12 protein-coding genes are annotated in these 15,163 nt (G+C 62.5%); 8 read left to right on the top strand and 4 right to left on the bottom strand.

Translation table 11 applies throughout. The features are described 5' to 3' along the window. Position 1 precedes the first annotated feature (1 nt). Both HGP16_RS09845 and HGP16_RS09840 read left to right on the top strand, forming a co-directional pair. Entirely contained in the window at positions 2-565 is a 564-nt protein-coding gene (locus HGP16_RS09845; RefSeq protein ID WP_168839827.1) for a TetR/AcrR family transcriptional regulator, read from the top strand. Positions 566-811: 246 nt separating this feature from the next. Further along, entirely contained in the window at positions 812-2,137 is a 1,326-nt protein-coding gene (locus tag HGP16_RS09840) for a glucoamylase family protein (protein WP_168839826.1), read from the top strand. 329 nt (positions 2,138-2,466) lie between these two features. Here HGP16_RS09840 and HGP16_RS09835 read toward each other — a convergent pair whose 3' ends face one another. The 3 genes from HGP16_RS09835 to HGP16_RS09825 all read right to left on the bottom strand — a co-directional run bounded on the left by HGP16_RS09835 (position 2,467) and on the right by HGP16_RS09825 (position 6,392). Continuing rightward, positions 2,467-3,450 carry an Ldh family oxidoreductase gene (locus tag HGP16_RS09835; RefSeq protein ID WP_168839825.1) on the bottom strand — a complete coding sequence of 328 codons (984 nt, stop codon included), beginning with the start codon at positions 3,448-3,450 and terminating at the stop codon, positions 2,467-2,469. Between the two features lie 86 nt (positions 3,451-3,536). Further along, complete coding sequence (locus tag HGP16_RS09830; RefSeq protein ID WP_168839824.1) at positions 3,537-5,072, bottom strand: aldehyde dehydrogenase family protein; 1,536 nt, start codon at positions 5,070-5,072, stop codon at positions 3,537-3,539. Positions 5,073-5,108: 36 nt separating this feature from the next. Beyond that, positions 5,109-6,392, bottom strand: a complete 1,284-nt coding sequence (locus HGP16_RS09825; RefSeq protein ID WP_168839823.1) for an NAD(P)/FAD-dependent oxidoreductase — start codon at positions 6,390-6,392, stop codon at positions 5,109-5,111. A gap of 318 nt (positions 6,393-6,710) precedes the next feature. On the opposite strand from HGP16_RS09825, the gene HGP16_RS09820 reads away from it, so the two are divergent. Further along, complete coding sequence (locus tag HGP16_RS09820; RefSeq protein WP_069614817.1) at positions 6,711-6,947, top strand: Lrp/AsnC ligand binding domain-containing protein; 237 nt, start codon at positions 6,711-6,713, stop codon at positions 6,945-6,947. A gap of 436 nt (positions 6,948-7,383) precedes the next feature. Further along, positions 7,384-8,586, top strand: a complete 1,203-nt coding sequence (locus HGP16_RS09815) for a glycosyltransferase family 4 protein (RefSeq protein ID WP_168839822.1) — start codon at positions 7,384-7,386, stop codon at positions 8,584-8,586. Here HGP16_RS09815 and HGP16_RS09810 read toward each other — a convergent pair. After that, the gene (locus tag HGP16_RS09810; protein WP_168839821.1) at positions 8,553-9,407 is read right to left on the bottom strand and encodes a glycosyltransferase family 2 protein; all 855 of its coding nucleotides are present in this window, start codon (positions 9,405-9,407) and stop codon (positions 8,553-8,555) included. The two genes, HGP16_RS09815 and HGP16_RS09810, sit on opposite strands and share 34 nt — an antisense overlap. 186 nt (positions 9,408-9,593) lie before the next feature. Between HGP16_RS09810 and HGP16_RS09805 the strand changes: the two genes are divergently transcribed. From HGP16_RS09805 to HGP16_RS09790, 4 genes are all read left to right on the top strand, one after another. Then, positions 9,594-11,108 carry a lipopolysaccharide biosynthesis protein gene (locus HGP16_RS09805; RefSeq protein ID WP_168839820.1) on the top strand — a complete coding sequence of 505 codons (1,515 nt, stop codon included), beginning with the start codon at positions 9,594-9,596 and terminating at the stop codon, positions 11,106-11,108. A 10-nt stretch (positions 11,109-11,118) separates the two neighbouring features. After that, a complete protein-coding gene (locus tag HGP16_RS09800; RefSeq protein WP_168839819.1) occupies positions 11,119-12,912 on the top strand; it encodes an alpha/beta fold hydrolase in 1,794 nt (597 codons plus the stop codon). A gap of 63 nt (positions 12,913-12,975) precedes the next feature. Next, positions 12,976-13,644 (top strand): response regulator, encoded by a 669-nt coding sequence (locus tag HGP16_RS09795; RefSeq protein WP_168839818.1) that lies wholly within the window; start codon positions 12,976-12,978, stop codon positions 13,642-13,644. Then, positions 13,634-15,049, top strand: coding sequence for a sensor histidine kinase (locus tag HGP16_RS09790; protein ID WP_168839817.1), 1,416 nt, complete (start codon positions 13,634-13,636; stop codon positions 15,047-15,049). Before HGP16_RS09795 ends, HGP16_RS09790 begins: the two co-directional genes overlap by 11 nt. The last annotated feature ends 114 nt before the right edge of the window (positions 15,050-15,163 follow it).

Genomic DNA, 15,163 nt, shown 5'->3' with positions numbered 1-15,163 from the left:
GATGGTGCGCACCGTCTTCGAAAAGCCCGACGCCATAGCCCTTGTCGCCGAGGTCTTCCGCGAACTCGGCTACGAGGGTGCGTCGATGAGCAAGATCACCGCACGCACGAAACTGTCCAAGGGCAGCCTCTATCACTTCTTTCCTGGCGGCAAGGAGCAGATGGCGGCCGAGATCATGGCCCATATCGACGCCTGGTTCGTGACGGAAATGTTCGAGCCGCTCGAGGGGGAGAAACCGCGCGCGGCAATCGCCCGCATGTGGGAGACGACGGATAGCTATTTCCGCTCCGGCCGCCGCGTCTGCCTGATCGGCGCCTTCGCGCTGGATGAAACGCGCGATCGCTTCTCCGCCGCCATCCGCGGCTATTTCCATCGCTGGATCGAGGCGCTCGCTGGCGCTTTGCTCAAGGCGGGGCTGTCGGGCACGAAGGCAAGAGCGCTTGCGGAAGAAGCCGTCATCGGCATTCAGGGCGCATTGACGCTTGCCAGGGCACTTGGCGATGAGACGATTTTCGGCAGATCCCTTGCGCGGTTGAAGCAAAGGCTTGAAACTGCGCTCGATTAGCCTATTTGGCCGGTGCGAATCACTGGCAGTCGCTCGACAGTCCGGACGGATGATGCGCTCGCTCCGACGACGGAAAGCCGCCGAAACCGGTATTTCTGGTGGCGGGAATGGGCACGCAGGCATGATAATGCCCTGATCTTAAACAATCCTCCATAAATGCACGGCATTGTTAACCATGTTTGATTTGCAACTATCCAGGCTCCTGTGCTCAGCAGGGAACGGGAGCGCCGAGGAGACGGATAGAAGATGCTGCAACAGGTACACGACATCGACGACGCGCTGATCGATCAACTGCAACGGTCGGCGTTCGAGTATTTCATGCTTTACACCAATCCGGAAAACGGACTGGTGGCGGACACGTCCATCAAGACGAGCCATTGCAGCATTGCCGCGGTCGGCTTTGCGCTGTCGAGCTACCCGGTCGCCGTCGAGCGTGGATGGATCAGCCGCGCCGATGCCGCCAAACGAGTGCTAGCCGCACTCGATTTCTTCGCCGACAGCCAGCAGGGCGACGAGCGCGGCGCTACCGGCCATCGCGGCTTCTACTACCATTTTCTTTATATGGCGACCGGCAAGCGCGCCTGGAACAGCGAGCTTTCGACCATCGATACCGGCCTGTTGTTGCTCGGTGTCCTGACGGCTGCCGCCTATTTCAATGGCGCCAGCCAGGCCGAGCGCGATATCCGCAAGCAGGCAAAATTCCTTTACGAACGGTGCGACTGGCATTGGGCCTTGAACAAGGGCCAAACCATGAGCATGGGCTGGAAGCCGGCGAGCGGCTTCCTGCGCTGGCGCTATCAGGGCTATGACGAGGCGATCTTCCTCTATGTGCTGGCGCTCGCCTCGCCCACGCACGCGGTCCCGTCCTCGAGCTACGAGGCCTTCGCCTCGACCTATACCTGGATGATGTTCAAGGACACGCCCTTTCTCTATGCGGGGCCGTTGTTCATCCACCTTTTCTCGCATGCCTGGATCGATTTCCGCGGCATCCGCGACAAGCATGTGACCGATAAGGACACCGACTACTTCCGCAACACGCAGACCGCAATTGCCGTGCAGCGCGACTACACGGAACGCAATCCCGGCCATTTCACCGGCTATACGAAGGATATCTGGGGTCTTTCCGCCTGTGATGGCCCGAACCCCACAGGCACCAAACATAGCCTTCGCTATGCCCCGAAGGTCTTCGGCTATGCAGCCCGCGGCGCTCCGCTCGGCCCCGATGACGGCACCATCGCCCCCTGGGGACCACTGTCTTGCCTGGCTTTCGACCGCCAGGCCGCGCTCGACGGCACGAGGGCGCTGCTGTCAACCTATCCCAACCTGCTGCTCGACGGCCGTTTCCCCGGCGGCTTCAATCCGAGCATCAAGGGATCCGGTCCGGAAGGCTGGGTGGACGACCGCTCGGTCGCCATCGATCAGGGGCTACTGGTCATGATGATCGAAAACGCCCGCACGGGCATGATCTGGGACCTCATGCGTCGATCTCCGATTCTCCGCAACGGCCTGGAACGCGCCGGCTTCACCGGCGGCTGGCTGGACGAGAAAAAGACAACGCCGGCCATCGCCTGATTTCATATCGTGAGTGACCGTCAGGCGTCACCGTCAACGTAGCGACTGCCTGCCTTGCCCCTCACCCTAGCCCTCTCCCCGCAAGCGGGGCGAGGGGACGACCGAGCGGACCAACTGGCCTCTCACCCCCACAGCGTCTTGTTTTGCACGATCATTCCCCGTCTCTGCTTGCGGGACAAAGGAATAATCAAGCCGAGCAACTATCCTGGATTTTCTACGGCAATGCATTGCTCTGCACCCCCTCTACCCGCTTGCGGGGAGAGGGCTGGGGTGAGGAGCCGTGCACAAGGACGCAGCGAAAACACACTCCCCCGACAATCTTCAGCACCTCAAAGCTTCTCTATCGCCGCAATCACTTCATTCTCGACGGAGATGCCCTCCGTTAGGCGCCGTGCACTCTGGCCACGCCGGCCCGGCAGACGGACATTGGGATCGCGGGTGATTTCCCCGGCCAGCAAAGCCAGCCGCTGCGCCGTATCCGTCGCACTGGTCGCGGCGGGATTGATGGCGATAATCGTGTGACCGAGCGCCGGCGGAGCGCCTTTATCATCGAAGAGCGAAGAGGATTCGAAGGCGTAGTTGGCGCCGGTCAGACCCGCCGCCAGTATTTCGACCATGAGGGCGAGCGCCGCGCCTTTCGAATCGCCGGCCGGGATCATCGTGCCGGCGAGGGCCTCTTCGGCATTGGTGGTTGGCTTTCCCTCGCGGTCGAAAGCCCAGTCGGCGGGTATCAAGGCGCCCTGCTGCCGCGCGGCCATCACCTTGCCGCGCGCCACTTTCGAAAGCGCCAGATCGATCACGATCGGCTCGTCATCCGGAAGCGGCGCGGCAAAGGCGATTGGATTGGTGCCGAAGATCGGCGTCTTGCCGCCCCAGGGCGCCATCGCCGCCGGCGCATTGGCGACCATCAGTGCCACCAGTCCCTGATCGGCGAAACGTTCCACGGTCAGGCCCATGACACCGGCATGATGCGAGCGGCTGATGGCAACAAGCGCAATTCCCTGCTCGCGGGCGACACCCGGAATCTCGGCAACAGCAAGGTCGAGGGCGGGATAGGCATAACCATTGCCGGCATCGATGCGCAGCACGGCCGGAAAAGGCCGGCTCATCCGCGGCGTGGCGAAACCGTCGGTCTTGCCGGCCTTGGCCTGTCCGGCGTATGCGGGCACGCGGCGCAGACCGTGGCCGCTTTGCCCGGCAGCCTCCGCCGCGACAAGCGCCACCGCGACCGAGCGGGCATTCTCAGCGCTCACCTTGCTTCGCCGCAACGCCTCCACGACCAGCGTTTCGGCTTCGGCGAGCGACAGGTGCATGAGGCGGAACCTTGAAACATACGTAGAGGATAAAGGCTTTCTACGCCTTCATCCCTCCCATCGCAATGCAGCAAGGCTCTGGTGTTTTACGCCACGTCGAACTTGACACCCTGGGCCAATGGCAGCGTGCGTCCGTAGTTGATCGTGTTGGTCGCCCGACGCATATAGGCCTTCCAGGCATCGGAACCGGATTCGCGGCCGCCGCCCGTTTCCTTCTCGCCACCGAAAGCGCCGCCGATCTCGGCGCCGGAGGGACCGAGATTGACGTTGGCAATGCCGCAATCCGAACCGCGCGCGGAGACGAACGTCTCGGCTTCCCGCATGTCGTTGGTGAAGATCGAGGACGACAGGCCCTGCGGCACGGCATTATGCAGCGCAAGCGCCCTGTCGAAATCGCTGTACTTCATGACATAGAGGATCGGCGCAAAGGTTTCCTGCTCGACCGGACCGGTCTGCGCGGGCATTTCGACGAGCGCCGGGCGAACGTAAAAAGCGTCGGCGGAGCCGTTTTCGACTCGCTCGCCACCGGTGATCGTGCCGCCGGCCGACTTCGCCGCGGCAAGCGCTGCCTGCATGCGCTCGAAAGCCTGCCGGTCGATCAGCGGCCCGACAAGGGTTCCCGCCTCAAGCGGATTGCCGATCGTCACAGAACCATAGGCATTCTGCAGACGGGGAACGAGCTGGTCGTAGACGCTGTCGTGAACGAAGAGACGGCGCAGCGTCGTGCAGCGCTGGCCGGCCGTGCCCATCGCGGAAAAGGCGACTCCGCGCAAGGTGAGGTCGAGATCGGCCGTCGGGCAGACGATCGCCGCATTGTTGCCGCCGAGCTCGAGGATGGCACGGGCGAAACGACCAGCGAGGCGCGGACCGACGGCGCGGCCCATGGCCGTCGAGCCGGTCGCCGAGACCAGCGGCACCTGTGGATGATCGACCAGCAACTCGCCGAGATCGCGGCCGCCGATCAACAGCGTCGAGAGATTGGCCGGTGCTTCGCCACCCTCGGCGACATAGCGCTTCAGCGCCTTTTCGAACAGAGCCTGTACGGCGAGCGCCGTCAGCGGCGTCTTTTCCGACGGCTTCCAGATGGTGGAATTGCCGCAGACGATGGCGAGCGCCGCATTCCACGACCACACGGCAACGGGGAAATTGAAGGCCGAAATGATGCCGATCGCCCCCAGCGGGTGCCAGCTTTCCATCATTCGATGTTCGGAGCGCTCGGTGGCGATGGTCAGGCCGTAAAGCTGGCGGGAAAGGCCGACTGCGAAATCGCAGATATCGATCATCTCCTGCACTTCGCCGAGACCTTCGGACGTAATCTTGCCCACTTCAATGGACACGAGGCGGCCAAGGCCGGCCTTGCCGGCGCGCAGCTCCTCGCCGAGCAGGCGGATCAATTCGCCGCGCTTCGGCGCCGGCACGCTGCGCCATGCGAGAAACGCCTCGTGCGCCGCCGCGATCGCCCCCTTCGCCTCTTCGGCCGAATGCTCCTTCAGCCGCCCGATTTCGGCGCCTGTCACCGGGGAGGTGACCACGAGCGTTCCGCCGGTATAGCGATCGGCCGATACGCCAAGCTCCGTCAGTATTGCCTTGGTTTCGGCAGCAAGATCTGATGTCGCGGTCATCCTGTTTCCTCTTCCCGTAATGCTGGTTCGATGTTTTCAGACTCTAGCGCCAACGAAATGCGCGGCCTGGGCGCCGGCCTCGTACCACATTTCCTTCGCTGCCCTGAAACTCGGCTCGACGATGTCGGTCACCGGCAGCGGCAGGTCGGCCTCGGAAATCTGCCCCAAGATATGGCCGGCAAGCACCTTACCGAACACGGTGCCCGGCGCGATGCCACGACCATTATAGCCCGAGAAGCCGACGACGTTCTGCTCGAGCTTGTGGAAGCGCGGCAGCGCATTGTCTGTCATGCCGATCTTGCCATACCATTCGCATTCGAACGGAATATCGCCAAGCTGTGGAAAAAGCTTCCTGATCGACCGCCGCGCCCAGTTTTTGTGAATGGCAAGACCAGTGTTGCGCAACGCACCGACACTGCCGAAGACGAGCCGGCCAGCCTGATCCATGCGGAAGGACGAGAGCACCTCCTTGGTGTCCCAAGCGCCCTCGCGCCCGGGCAGCACGGAATTCTTGAGGTTGTCGCCGAGCGGGATGGTGGCAAAATTGAAATAGGGCAGATGCACCTGTTCGTTTCGCACCGCCTCCCAAGGACCTGTACTATAGGCATCGGTCGCAACGACGATCCAGTCGGCGCTGACCTTGCCGCCATCGGTCGTAACAACCCATTTCGCACCGTTTCTTTCCGTCGACGTCACGCGGCTGCCGGTATGAACGACAACGCCGACTTTCACCACGGCATGGGCAAGTCCGCGCGCATAGGCAAGCGGCTGCAGCGTGCCGGCGCGCATGTCGAGCAGCGCGCCGGCATAAGCCGAGCTGCCGACCCTGCGTTCCGTCTCCCGCGCGTCGAGCACCGTGACCGGCGCGCCGCGCTTGCTCCATTGCCGGGCGCGCTCCTCGATTTCCTTCAGCCCCTCGGGGCCAACGGCGCAATGCAGCGTGCCGTTGCGCTCGAGTTCGCAGGCAATGCCATGCTTTTCGATCAACTCCATGACCAGCTTCGGTCCATTGCCGAGCAGTTCGAGAAGCCGCTCGCCATGGACGGCACCGAGTTCGCCCGGCAGATCGTCCGGCATCACCCACATGCCGGCATTGATCAGGCCGACATTGCGTCCCGCGCCGCCAAAGCCGATTTCATTGGCTTCGAGCAGCACGACACTGGTGCCGGCCTCGGCCAGATGCAGCGCCGTCGAAAGACCGGTATAGCCGCCGCCGACCACCACGACATCGGCTGATGCCGCGCCGGAAAGCGGCTTCGTTGCCGGCGGCGGGGGAGCGGTCTTTTCCCAAAGACCATGGGAGCGCGGGTCATTCAGCATGAAATCGGTCCAATCGACAGAGATAATCGTGCCAATCTAGCGCTATGCTCTAAATTGCGGAAGCGGCAAGAACGACATCCGGTGGACAGAGCATGATGCCGAAAAGTGTGATCGGTTTTCGGACGACATCATGCTCCACTTCTTTGGTTCCAGAGCGGATTCAGATTCTAGGTCGAACAGACCTAAAATCATCCGCTCTGGAGAAAAACTTGCATGGCGACGGCGCTTTCGACCATTATAGAGGAAACGCCGGTCGCCATCGTGGCCGCAGACAAAGTACGCCGCCATCGCGGCCGCGGATAAAAGCAGGACACTCTCATGAAGCCCATTTTCGTTCAGCTCCAATGCGCCCCCGGCAAGACCTACGAGGTCGCCGACGCCATCTACCAGACGGAGCTGGTTTCGGAGCTGTATTCCACCAGCGGCGACTACGACCTGCTGATGAAGGTCTACATCGCCGAAGAGCAGGATATCGGCAAGTTCATCAACGACCACATCGCCAACATCCCCGGCATCATCCGCTCGCTGACGACGCTGACCTTCCGCGCGTTTTAAGATATCCGGATCTCGGGTCGATACATCATCGCTAAGGCCAAGTTCCTGGGATTGCCCCTCACCCCAACCCTCTCCCCGTTTTTGACGGGGAGAGGGAGTCTATTGAGTCTTGTGAGCGGGACAAAAAGCGCGCAACAAACACCGGACCAGTCCCCTCTCCCCGCAATGCGGGGAGAGGGTTGGGGTGAGGGGCCAGGCACGAGAGTGACGGCCGGACAAAACCGCCCGGCGTCAACCACACTCCCCTGACAAGCTCATACCTCCCTCGCAAATCGCTCCGACATTAACCCTTTTGTCCGAAACATAACGCTCGCCGACCCGCGATTAAGCCCTTTTTAACCGCCCCGATGATCTGCTTTGCCAACTGATCAACGGGAGGCGCGCTGTAGCGCCTGATTGCCGACGCGTGGTGCGGCATAGGGTCGAGGGTGGATCGATGACATCGGCGGTTGCGGATATTCAGGCAAACAAGCAGGCCGGGCCGCTGATCGTACATGTCGTGCGCCAGTTCCTGCCGAACAAGGGCGGCCTGGAAGACGTTGTTGCCAATCTCTGCCGTCAACTGGTCTCTCGCGGCTATCGCGTGCGCGTCGTCACCTGCAACAGCCTGTTTTCCGATCCTGGCCGAAAACTCGCGGAACACGAAACCATCGACGGCATCGAGATCGTGCGCATTCCCTGGTCCGGCTCCAGCCGCTACCCGCTGGCTCCAAAAGTCTTCCGCCATTTGGCCGATGCCGATCTCGTTCATGTCCACGCGGTCGATTTCTTCTTCGACGCGCTGGCCTGGGGCAAGCTGATGCATGGGCGCCCCATGGTCGCCACCACGCATGGCGGCTTCTTCCACACGCAGAAATATGCCGCCATCAAGAAGGTCTGGTTCAATACGGCAACGCGGCTTTCGGCGCTTGGCTATGCTTCTCTCATCTGCTGCAGCCAGTCCGATGCGCGGCTCTTCTCCCAGATCGCCGACAGCCGCGTGCGCCTGATCGAGAACGGCGCCGACGTCAGCAAGTTTTCCAATTGCGCAGCGCTGGAAGCCCGCCGCCGCGTCGTCACCATCGGCCGCTTCTCAGTCAACAAGCGGCTCGACCACCTGCTCGATGCCATGAAGGTGCTGGCCGCCCGCGATACTGAATGGCATCTCGATATCATCGGCGCCGAGTCGGATCTCGATCGCGCGACGTTGGAAAAGGAAATCGCCGCGCGCGGCCTGGAACACAATGTCGCGCTGCATGTCTCGATCGACGACGGCTCGATCCGCAATATCATCGCCCGCGCCTCGCTCTTCGCGTCGGCCTCCGAATATGAAGGCTTTGGCCTGGTGGCGATCGAAGCCATGAGCGCTGGCCTGCTGCCGGTGCTGAATGCCAACGAAGCCTATAAGGCGATGGCAGAAACCCATCCGGCTCTCATGCTCTCGGATTTTTCCGATCCGGAAGCAGCCGCCGATACCCTGACCGCAGCGTTCAAACGCCTAGAGGCCGACGACCTGACCTTGCGGGAGGAGCTGCTGCGCGATGCCCGTGCTTACGCGTGGGACGAAGTCGCCCAGCGTTACATGGAGGTCTATGCGGAGACCCTGACCCCGAAAGGCAAATCGCCTCAGTTCCTGCGCCAGCGCGGCCAGGTGGCATAACCTTCCAGAATGCCCATGAGCCAGGCCCGCTTGTAGCGAGCTGCATCGCGGTTGAAGCGCGCCAGCGCCGCCAGCCAGCCGGCGACCGGCCGCAGCAAACGATAACAGACATAATACAAGGGAAAGGCCTGCTTGCGCATCAGCGCGCCGAAACCGCGCCCGTATTTGCGTGCACGCTCCACCTGCCGTGGGCCATATTCGCTGGTGACCTGATCGTGATGGACGATGAGCTCGGGAAAAAACATCGCTTGTCTGCCGGCGGCAAGGGCGCGCAGCAGAAAATCCGCCTCCTCGCCGCTCTGGAACGGTGATCCTGAGCCGACGCCGAGATCCTCGTCAAAACCGCCGATATCGGCCAGTGCGGCCCGGCGCACGAAGATGCCGTTGGAATTGCCGCATTTCAGATAATTCCAGCGCGTCAGCGCAAGCCGCCTTTCGCCGGTCGGGCTGACCGAGGCCAGGCCTTCGGCATCGAGCGTGCGCCCCGTGACGATCGCCAGCTCAGGATGGGCTGAAAACAGCGCCTCGGCAGTCGCAAGCGTCTCGGCCTCGTACCAGCAATCGTCATCGGGAAAGCAGACATAGTCGCCCCCGGCAACCGCCATGCCGTTGTTGCGTGCCCGCGAAAGCCCTTTTGGCGAACGGATATGACGGATGGCGAAGTGAGGCGAAAAACGGTCGATGAGTTCGCATAGCCGGTCATCCGCATTTTGGTCGACGACAACGGCCTCGAAATCCCGGTGACGCTGTTCGACGAGCGACCGGAACAAACGCTCGAGCTGATCAAAGCGATCGACCGTACAGACGATCAGGCTGAACAATGAAACCCTCCGGACAAGCCCCAGACGACCAACATCCGAAGGAATGAATATTAGCCGAAGTAAAAAATGAACTTATGGCAGCATTAAACTCTAAATATTAAGGCATATGAAATAGAGCTGACGGTATCCCACGAAGAGCCGGATATGTGCGGTAAATTCCGGCAATTTGAGGAGCGGTCTACCTTCATGACCAAGGGCATAATGGCGAATTCGGTGTTGAACGCGGCGGCGGGATTGACCCTGCTCGCGACCGGTTTTGCCTGTTCGATCATTGCTGCCCGCCTGCTCGGACCCGAGGCCAACGGCATCATCGCCTTCTCGCTCTGGCTGACGACGACGGGCGCGCTCATCGCCGAGCTCGGCGCCGGCGTCACGCTGCTGCGCATCCTGCCGCAATTGAAAGGCAACGGCTATTCGGCCGAAGAACGACTTGGCTTTGCCGCCTATCTCCTGCAGCCGACGATCCTCGCAACAGTGATCCTGCTTGCCGGCTATGCCGCCTATTATTGGGATGCGGAGCGTTTGCATTGGGCGGGCGACGCGTCTGAAGTCATTGCCATAACTGGCGTATTCTTCGTACTTCAGTCTCTCGGCGCCTACAGCAAGAACTATCTGATCGGCGAGCAGCAAGTCGGCGCCTTCCTGCGCATCACCGTGGCAAGTTCGGTGCTGCAGCTCGCGACCGTGCTCGCAGGCGCCATTTTCTTCGGCGTCAGCGGCGCGCTTGCCGGCTTTGCAATCGGCCAACTGCCGATGTTCATCGCAACCCTCAGGATCGCGATCGCGCGTAAAAACAGCTGCGGCGTCGGCCTTTCCGCCCTCATCAGCTCATCGCTCGTTCTCTCGATCGAGCTCATCAACAGCTCGATCTTCCTCAATCGCATCGAGCTCCTGTTCCTGCAGCGTTACTGGGGTATCGAAGCGGTCGGCTTTTACGCCGTCGGCCTGTCGCTCGCCAATCTGGCGCTGCAGTTGCCCGTACAATTGAGCGGCAGCCTGCTTCCCTATTATTCCGAACAGATGCATGCGCGCGCATCCGACAAGCTGCCCGTCGAAGTCTTTGCCGGCGTGGCGCGCAGCATAGCCTATATCACGCTGCCGATGAGCTTCGGCCTTGCGGCGATCGCGCCCGAGCTTGTCGTGACGATTTTCGGCCAGCCCTTCGCCCCGAGCGGCGGCATGGTGGCGCTGCTGTCCCTGACCGCGGCGCCCTACGTCTTCATGCAGATCTGCACGCAATATCTCTATTCGCTCGATCGCGCGCGCGAGCGTACCGTCATCGGTGTCATCGCCAGCTTTATCATGGTTGTCGGCTGCCTGGTCGCAGTACCCCTTTACGGAGGTGAAGGTGCTGCACTGGTGCGTTTCCTGGCTTTTACGGCCATGTGCCTTCTGATGGTCCGCCGCATGGAATTCGAGGGCTCGACGCGGGGCATGCTCATCAACCTTGCAAAAGTTACGGTTGCCGCCATTCTCTGCGCGATTACAGCCTATGGTTTCGTTCAGGCATTGAACGGCGTCGCCGGCCTCGTAAGCGCCATCATTGCCGGCGCCCTGGCCTACGGCGTCGCGCTCAGACTGCTGAAAGCCGTTCCAGCCGAGGATATCGAGGTGTTGCAGAAGATCGCGGCGCGGCTGCCCGCACGTATCAATCCGATTGCCACTCAGGCTCTGGCTCTACTGGCGCCACGCCGAATGTGAGGAGACTATCATGGCTGGTTGGGGAGCCGCCGAAGAAGAACGGAACGAAGGCAAACAGATAAGATCGGCGGCGATGCCGGTAACCTTCGCCGGCACGGTCGGCCTGTTTACATCGGCTGAGGTATCCTCGCGCAATATTGCGGTGCTGTTTCTCAGCCCGTGGGGTTTCGAGGAAATGTGCGTCCGCAAGTTCTGGCGGATCTTGGCTGAGGATCTTGCCGATATCGGCATACCAAGCCTCCGTTTCGACTATGCCGGCACCGGCGATGCGCTTGATATCGCGGACGAAGGCGATGGCCTGACACCATGGCAGGAGACCGCATTTGCCGCCGCTGCCGAGCTCAAGAGGCTTTCCGGCTGCGAGCGCCTGATCCTCGTCAGCCAGGGTCTCGGCGGCACGATCGCTGCCACGCTCGCCGAACGGCTGCCCGACATCGACGGCATCGCCTTTCTTGCGCCCGTCATCTCCGGCCGGGCCTACCTGCGCGAACTGACCGTCTGGTCGAAGATGATCGATGAAAGCATGGGGCTGCCCGAGGCGCAGCGCCAGACGGAAGGCGTCACCGTCGCCAGCCTGCGCATGCCGGATCGCGCCGCCGATGCGGTCAAGAAGCTGAACCTGATGACGCGCGACCGGCTCGGCGCTGCGAACTGCCTTGTGCTGACGCGGCCCGGCCGCCCGGGAGATGCGGACTTCGCGCGTCATCTCGAAACGCTCGTCCCGCATGTCGAGCAGTCCGCCTATGACGGCTATGACGATCTTGTATCGAACCCCACCATCGCCGTCATGCCAGCCGCAGCCGGCCGAAAAATCGTCGCCTGGGTGCAGTCAATCGCCATCCAGCCCGGCACGGTAGCATCAGCGGGGCTTACCCCGCCTGTTGCGGAACCCCTCTCCGGCGACGGCTTTAGCGAGTTGCCGCTGCGGTTTGGCGCTGGAAACCGCTTGTTCGGCGTTCTCTGTGAACCCGAGGGTGCCCGCACCGGGGCAACCGCGCTGCTGCTGACAACAGCCTATGACAGACATGCCGGCTGGGGCCGGATGTCGGTCACCATGGCGCGTGCGCTCGCTCGCGACGGCATCGCATCGCTGCGTTTCGATACGGCCAACGTCGGTGACAGCCCACCGCTTTCCGGCGCTCCCGAGCAGGTGCTCTATTCTCGCGAACAGCACCGGGATGTCGAAGAGGCGCTGGACCTTCTGGAGCAGCGAAATCTACTGCCGGCCTATGCCGTGGGACGTTGCAGCGGCGGCTACCTCGCATTCCAGGTGGCCGTGCGCGATGCGCGGTGCCGGGGCCTGATCACCGTCAACCCCTACAGCTTCCATTGGGATGAGAGCCGATCGGTCGATGAGTCACTGCGCTTTGCGCCCCGATCGCTGGAAACCTATGGCCGAAAGCTCCTGCAGATGGAGACGCTGAAGCGGCTCCTCGACGGCCAGATCGACGCGAAAAGCGCCGTCCTCAACATGGCGACGGGCATCGGCCGGCGCATGGTGCGCGCGAGCCGCCAGCTGCTCGGCGCCCTTCCCTTGTTCGCCGCCGCGCAAGGACCTGTGCTCGGCGGTTTCCGCGCACTCGCCAAGCGCGGCGTCGACATGTCGCTGATTTACAGCGCCCATGATATCGGCCTCGATCATCTGCATGATCAGTTCGGCGAGAACGGCGCCGGCTTGAAATACTTCCCGGACATACGCCTGATCATCATTCCCGAGGCGGACCACAACCTGACTCCCCCCTATGCCCGCAAGGTCTATCTGAGAGAGGTCAGGGAGATGGGTCTGAGGCTCGCCAATCGATGACGCCCTGACTGGAAAGCTGCCGGAAATGTTCGCCCTGTCCGATACTTGCTGTATAGTCGCTTCATGAGGCTCCTGATCGTCGAAGACAACCGCGAACTGGCGTCCTGGCTCGGCAAGGCGCTGCGTCAGGCGCAATATGCCGTCGACATCGCCTATGACGGCGAGGACGCCGAACATATGCTGAAGGTTGCGGGCTACGCCGTCGTCATTTTGGATCTGTCACTGCCGAAGATGGATGGCTTGACGCTGCTGAAACATCTGCGCCAGGGCGGCAACAAGGTGCCTGTCATCATTTTGACGGCCAATGCCAGCCTCGACGGACGGGTTGCCGGGCTCGACAGCGGCGCTGACGACTATCTCGCCAAACCCTTCGAGATTGCCGAACTCGAGGCGCGTATCCGCGCCGCCGTGCGCCGCGGCCATGACCGTGCCGCCCCCGAGATCGCAGTCGGCGACCTGCTGTTCGACGGCGGAACGCGGCAGTTCTATCTGGCCGGAGAATCCCTGGCGCTGACGCCCCGCGAACACGCCGTGCTCGAACATCTCATCATGAAGGCGGGTACGACCGTCACCAAGACGACGCTGTCGGAAAGCGTCTTCGGCTTCGACGATCTCGCCGATACCAGTGCCATCGAAATCTATGTGCATCGCGTGCGCAAGAAACTCGAAGGCAGCACGGTACAGATCGCCACGCTGCGCGGCCTGGGCTATCTCCTTCGCCATGCGCAGTGATGAAGCCTCCCCGTCCGAAGGGGTGTTGGGTCGCGTCGCCGGCGCGCTGACGACCAGCCTTCGGGCGCAATTGTTCGCCTGGGTGGTGCTGACGCTGATCGGCGCGATCTGCATCAATCTTTATCTCAGCTTTCGCTCGGCCGATGCGACGGCCAATCTCGTCACCGATCGCACGCTGCTCGCCTCCGCCCGCGTGATCGCGGAGGCCGTGCATGTCGACGCCAGCGGCACGGTTCAGATCGACATTCCGCCGGCCGCCCTGGAAATGTTCGATACCGGCTATGGCGACCGCGTCTTCTACCAGGTCGTGACCGCATGGGGAAATCTCGTCGCCGGCTTCCCCGATCTGCCGCGGCCGAAGCGGGATCTGATCGGAGAAGACAGGACCTTCCGGACCGACGGCGTCCGCGTGCTCATGCTGAGCCATCCGGTGGTCGGCCTCGATCAGGACAGCACGATCTCGGTAACCGTCGCCGTCACGCACAACAGCCAATACGCCATGCGCCGCAGGCTTTGGCTCTCGGACTTCACCAAGCAGCTCGCCCTTGTCCTCCTTGCCGGCGTGGTGACCATCATCGGCCTGCAGCGTGGCCTCGCCCCTGTGCTGAGGCTGCGCGATGCCGTGCGCGAGCGCGGCCGACAGCGCCTGGATCCGCTGGATCCCCACATGGTGCAGAACGAGCTTAGGCCACTCGTCCATGCGCTGAACGATCACATGGAGCGCGTGCAGAACCAGATGGCGGCGCAACGACGCTTCGTCTCGAATGCCGCCCATCAGTTGCGCACGCCGCTTGCACTGATTTCGACACAGGCGAGCGTGGCCGCACGCGAAGCCGACAACGGCAAGCGCGACGAGGCGCTGACCGCATTGCGCTCGAGCACGCGGCAGGTGACGCGTCTTGCGAGCCAGCTCCTGACGCTTTCGCGCGCCGAGCCCGGCAGCCGCCGGCCACGAAGCGATACGATCGATCTGGCGGAAACCGCCCGGCGGGTCCTGGAAACGCTCGCCGAGGAAGCCTTGCGCCGCAATATCGACCTTGGGCTGGAAGCGGACGAAACGCCGGTGCATGTCGAAGGCGACGGCACCATGCTGCGCGAGATGCTGGTCAATCTCGTCGACAATGCTCTGCGCTACACGCAGGCGGGCGGCCGAGTGACGGTCGGCGTCGGCCGGGACGACGATACGGCCCTTTTATGGGTCGAAGACAACGGCCCGGGCATTCCCGAAGCGGAACGCGCCCAGGTCTTCGAACGCTTCTATCGTGTCATGGGGACAGAGTCGGAGGGCAGCGGCCTGGGGCTCGCCATCGTCCGCGAAGTCGTCGACGGCGCCGGCGGCTCGGTCACGCTGGGCGAGGCGGCGGGCGGCGGACTGCTGGTCAGCGTGCGGCTGCCGGCTGTTTGAAGATGGAGAGTGCAGTTGTTGCGAGATAGTCCCCTCTCTCCGCGTGCGGGGAGTGGGGACTTCCTGCATCCGTAAAACAAAAGGGCCGGGCAAAATGCCCGGCCCCTGGCCTTG

Source organism: Rhizobium sp. P40RR-XXII (genome assembly GCF_012641405.1).
In the GTDB taxonomy this organism is placed as follows: Bacteria; Pseudomonadota; Alphaproteobacteria; order Rhizobiales; family Rhizobiaceae; genus Rhizobium.
This window is presented reverse-complemented; position numbering and strand designations above follow the sequence as displayed.

Bases quoted from the DNA above. Each gene is read 5' to 3' on its own strand.
- HGP16_RS09845 (WP_168839827.1), top strand. From the start codon at position 2: ATGGTGCGCACCGTCTTCGAAAAGCCCGACGCCATAGCCCTTGTCGCC.
- HGP16_RS09840 (WP_168839826.1), top strand. From the start codon at position 812: ATGCTGCAACAGGTACACGACATCGACGACGCGCTGATCGATCAACTG.
- HGP16_RS09835 (WP_168839825.1), bottom strand. From the start codon at position 3,450: ATGCACCTGTCGCTCGCCGAAGCCGAAACGCTGGTCGTGGAGGCGTTG.
- HGP16_RS09830 (WP_168839824.1), bottom strand. From the start codon at position 5,072: ATGACCGCGACATCAGATCTTGCTGCCGAAACCAAGGCAATACTGACG.
- HGP16_RS09825 (WP_168839823.1), bottom strand. From the start codon at position 6,392: ATGCTGAATGACCCGCGCTCCCATGGTCTTTGGGAAAAGACCGCTCCC.
- HGP16_RS09820 (WP_069614817.1), top strand. From the start codon at position 6,711: ATGAAGCCCATTTTCGTTCAGCTCCAATGCGCCCCCGGCAAGACCTAC.
- HGP16_RS09815 (WP_168839822.1), top strand. From the start codon at position 7,384: ATGACATCGGCGGTTGCGGATATTCAGGCAAACAAGCAGGCCGGGCCG.
- HGP16_RS09805 (WP_168839820.1), top strand. From the start codon at position 9,594: ATGACCAAGGGCATAATGGCGAATTCGGTGTTGAACGCGGCGGCGGGA.
- HGP16_RS09800 (WP_168839819.1), top strand. From the start codon at position 11,119: ATGGCTGGTTGGGGAGCCGCCGAAGAAGAACGGAACGAAGGCAAACAG.
- HGP16_RS09795 (WP_168839818.1), top strand. From the start codon at position 12,976: ATGAGGCTCCTGATCGTCGAAGACAACCGCGAACTGGCGTCCTGGCTC.
- HGP16_RS09790 (WP_168839817.1), top strand. From the start codon at position 13,634: ATGCGCAGTGATGAAGCCTCCCCGTCCGAAGGGGTGTTGGGTCGCGTC.